Origin of the sequence: Acinetobacter sp. UBA5934, assembly GCF_002430855.1 — a bacterium.
Classification (GTDB): domain Bacteria; phylum Pseudomonadota; class Gammaproteobacteria; order Pseudomonadales; family Moraxellaceae; genus Acinetobacter.
Map to the genome: position 1 here is coordinate 1 of NZ_DJDC01000201.1, position 4098 is coordinate 4098.

4 protein-coding genes are annotated in these 4098 nt (G+C 39.4%); all 4 read left to right on the forward strand.

From position 1 onward, the window contains the following. The first annotated feature begins 271 nt into the window (after window positions 1–271). A complete protein-coding gene (locus B2Y23_RS15120) occupies window positions 272–1558 on the forward strand; it encodes an acyl-CoA dehydrogenase family protein (RefSeq protein ID WP_291354542.1) in 1287 nt (428 codons plus the stop codon). A 24-nt stretch (window positions 1559–1582) separates the two neighbouring features. Beyond that, the gene (locus B2Y23_RS15125) at window positions 1583–2782 is read left to right on the forward strand and encodes an acyl-CoA dehydrogenase family protein (protein ID WP_291354437.1); all 1200 of its coding nucleotides are present in this window, start codon (window positions 1583–1585) and stop codon (window positions 2780–2782) included. Between the two features lie 102 nt (window positions 2783–2884). After that, window positions 2885–3370, forward strand: a complete 486-nt coding sequence (locus B2Y23_RS15130) for a GNAT family N-acetyltransferase (protein WP_291354436.1) — start codon at window positions 2885–2887, stop codon at window positions 3368–3370. Window positions 3371–3759: 389 nt separating this feature from the next. After that, on the forward strand, window positions 3760–4098 hold a 339-nt coding region (locus tag B2Y23_RS15135), incomplete at its 3' end, for a DJ-1/PfpI family protein (RefSeq protein WP_291371698.1).

Here is a 4098-nt window from a genome sequence, read left to right on the forward strand (position 1 = left end):
AACCAATGTACGAAAAATGGTGACGCATTTTCTATAAGCAGTAAAGACTAGAATGATTTTTTTGTCATTCTAGTCAATTTTCACTTTTCAATCTAAGCTTTCAATCTCAAAAAATAAATACTATTCAATTACTTAATTAAGTTTAAACTGATTTTTGACCGTTTATCCAAGTCAATTTTAATTGTCAGCGATGACATAGTCATTTCGATATTCACATGTCAGCATAAAAATATAAAGAATCCAAAATCGATGGACGAAAAAAATGACCAATATGGTAAATAAGGCTCAAGGACTTGGGCTATCGCTCATTACCAGAATTGCGGGTAGTGATGTTCTGGATCAATTTAAGCTGCGTAAACTCGTTGAAAAATCATTATATCAAGGGTCAAAAATTGGCTTTAAAACGCTAAGTAAAACCCAAAAAGTATTTAAAGCGGATTCACATGTCAGTAAGCAGCGTTTGCCGAATCAGCACAAGTCATTGTTTGACTTGAGTCTGACTGAAGAACAGCAAATGACCTGTGATGCAATGGATCAATTTGCCTCAGAAGTCCTTTACCCCTTAGCCTATCAAGCTGACCATAACGAAAAATTTCCCGCAGCACTTTGGCAACATGCGACAGACTTAGGACTAAATTATTATGCTTTGCCTGAAGCCTTGGGTGGAGTGGCCACCGAAAAAAATATTTTAAGCAATATTTTAATTGCAGAACATTTGGCCAAAGGTGATTTCAGCTTAACTGCCGGATTACTTTCAACTTTTAGCGTGATTAATGCCATTGCCCAATGGGGTTCTGAAAAAGTTCAAGCGACCTATTTATCCAGCTTTGCAAATGATGCCGAGATAAACGCCACCTTTGCCATCCAGGAAGCCACAGCTGCTTTTAATCCATTGCAATTAAAAACCAAGGCAACGTCGAGCAATGGACAATATGTGATTAATGGCGAAAAAACCTTAGTTCTATTAGGAGAAACTGCCGATCTATTTTTAGTGAATGCTGAACTGAATGGCTCAGCCGAGGTGTTTATTGTAAAACGTGACAGTAGTATTACCGCCAAGAAAAGTCCAGCCATGGGTTTAAAAGCTAATGAAACCGTCACTCTAAAATTCAGCAACACTCCTGCTGAACGTTTAGGTGATGAAGATTTTAACTATACGGCTTTCTTAGACTTGGGCAATTTAATGTGGTGTGCCATGGCTGTGGGAACTTGTGAAGCCGTAAAAACCTATTGCATTGAATATGCCAATCAACGTACTGCGTTTGGCGAACCTATTTCACATCGTCAAAGTGTCGCTTTTATGATTGCAGATATGGCGATTGAAATTGATGCCATGCGCATGCTGATTTTAAATGCGGCTAGCCTGGCTGAAGCCGGTCAATCTTTTCATAGGGAAGCCTATTTGGCACGTTTACTCTGTGCAGAAAAATCAATGAAAATTGGTACCGATGGTGTTCAAATTCTGGGCGGGCATGGGTTTACCAAGGAACATCCGGTTGAACGCTGGTATCGTGACTTACGTGCCACCGCGATCTTGCATTCAGGCTTACATGCTTAATCTATCAGTTAAGGAATTACCCAGATGAATTTACAGAATCCTAAGAAATTTAAAATGTTGATAGATCAGGCCCATGAATCAGCTTTAAATGTACTACGCCCCATTTCACGTAAATATGACAAGGCCGAACACAGCTATCCCAAAGAACTCGACATGTTTGCCTCACTTATCGATGGTATGAATGATGGAGGCGAAGGCATCAATGCCGGAGCTGCTGTAGGAAAGCGTGGCAATACCGATGCCGGAAATAAAAATGGCGTCAATATGTCCACGGTACTTGGCGTGATCGAAATGTGCTATGGCGATACCGGCTTATTACTCAGTATGCCGCGTCAAGGTCTAGGTAACTCGGCCATTGCAGCAGTCGCCAATGATGAACAGCTGGAGCGCTTTAAAGGCATATGGGCAGCCATGGCCATTACTGAACCCGGTTGCGGTTCAGATTCTGCAGCCATTCGCACTACCGCCACTAAAGATGGTGATGATTACATCTTAAATGGTGAAAAGATTTTCGTAACCTCTGGTGAGCGTGCTGACGCTGTTGTAGTCTGGGCAAGTTTAGATAAAAATCTTGGACGTGCTGCCATTAAATCCTTTGTCGTTCCTAAAGGCACAGCGGGCATGAAAGTAGAACGCCTGGAACATAAACTGGGGATCAAAGCCTCCGATACAGCTGTGATCAGCTTCGTTGACTGCCGCGTGCCTGCAGAAAATCTGTTGGGTCATGCTGAAATTGATGTGGCCAAAGGTTTCGCAGGAGTCATGGAAACTTTTGACAATACCCGTCCACTGGTCGCAGCCATGGCAGTCGGATGCGCAAAAGCGTCATTGGAGAGAATTAAGGAAATTTTCAAAGATCAGTTAGATAATAATTATGCTATTCCTTATTTACAGACCTCGCACATTGCAGCGCAGATTTATCGCATGGAAGCTGAATGGGAAGCTGCACGTTTACTGACCATGAAAGCTGCCTGGATGGCTGACAATAAAAAGCCGAACTCACGTGAAGCCTCCATTTCCAAAGCCAAAGCTGGTCGCATCTGTAATGAAATCACCTTAAAATGCGTCGAGCTTGCAGCCAGCGTGGGCTATAACGAAGATGAATTATTAGAGAAATGGGCACGCGACTCAAAAATTCTTGATATTTTTGAAGGCACACAACAAATTCAGCAATTGATTATTGCACGACGTGAACTGGGCAAAAATTCTAGTGAGTTAAAATAAATTTCTTGCTTTTTCAAAATATAAAACCGGATAAAAGATGGATTTTTATCAGATATCGCGTTATAAAAATCCATCTCTTTTTATTTGACTCATTAAGTTTTTATGTACCAAATTAGACCCATTCAACCTCAAGATAATGCTGAAATTGCACAGGTCATTCGTGAAGTTTCGAAAGAGTTTGGACTTGCTCCTGAATCTGGTTTTGCTGTAGCCGATCCTATTTTAGATGATTTATATACAGTTTATCAGCAACCGAATGCGCAATACTGGGTAATCGAAAATCAACACGGTCAAATTATGGGTGGCGGTGGTTTATCGCCTCTAAAGGGTGATCCTACAATTTTAGAAATTCAAAAAATGTACTTTTTGCCTGAAGTTCGAGGCTTAGGTTTCGCTAAACAGCTTTTAGAAAAAGCCTTTCAATTTACACAGCTGCATGGTTTTCAATCATGTTATCTGGAAACTACCAAGGAACTTTGGCAAGCAGTAAAACTGTATGAAAAATTAAGCTTTCAATACCTAGATCATCCCAAGGGAAATACCGGACATAGCCATGCATGTGAAATCTGGATGGAAAAAAGCCTGTAATTGATTTTAATTTTATATTTTTATCTATTAATAATGGCTATATAGGTAAATTAGAATCAATTAACGCAATTTTTGCATACCAATGTGTACTTTTACTTACACTGAAAGTATTCATTAACCTCTATAGCCTATACCCTAATCATTCTATCCTCAAAGCATCAGGAAACAGGAAGTTTCCATAATAAAAAAAATAAACGATGTAAAAGGAAGTAGAAAGCTAAGAACAAAAAATCATTCACAGTCACAAGATAAAATAAGCCTCATCCAGATATGGGGCTTATTTTTTAGCGTTTTCAAACCTTAACAAGAATAAGCCAAAAAATGTACAGCTTCATTTAGTCGCTTTGCTAATGTCAAAGTTTAAATATAAATGATTCAGGATCATTAACATGACTAAAAAAGCATTATTCATAACGTCCAATGTCGGTGTTGAACAAGATGAACTGATCAAACCTCTTGAATTTTTACAATCTAAAGGTATCGAAGTCATTCATGCTGCAGAAGAACAAAAAGATGTTCAAACGGTTAAAAGTGATAAAGAACATGCCACTGCTTATAACCCGCAAACAACTTTGGCTAAGGTCTCTCCTGAAGATTATGATATTTTAGTTATCCCAGGAGGAACGGTAAATGCAGATACATTACGTTTAAATGAAGATGCTCATAAAATTATTCAGCACTTTACTGACAATGCAAAACCGATTGCAGCTATTTGTCACGGGCCTTGG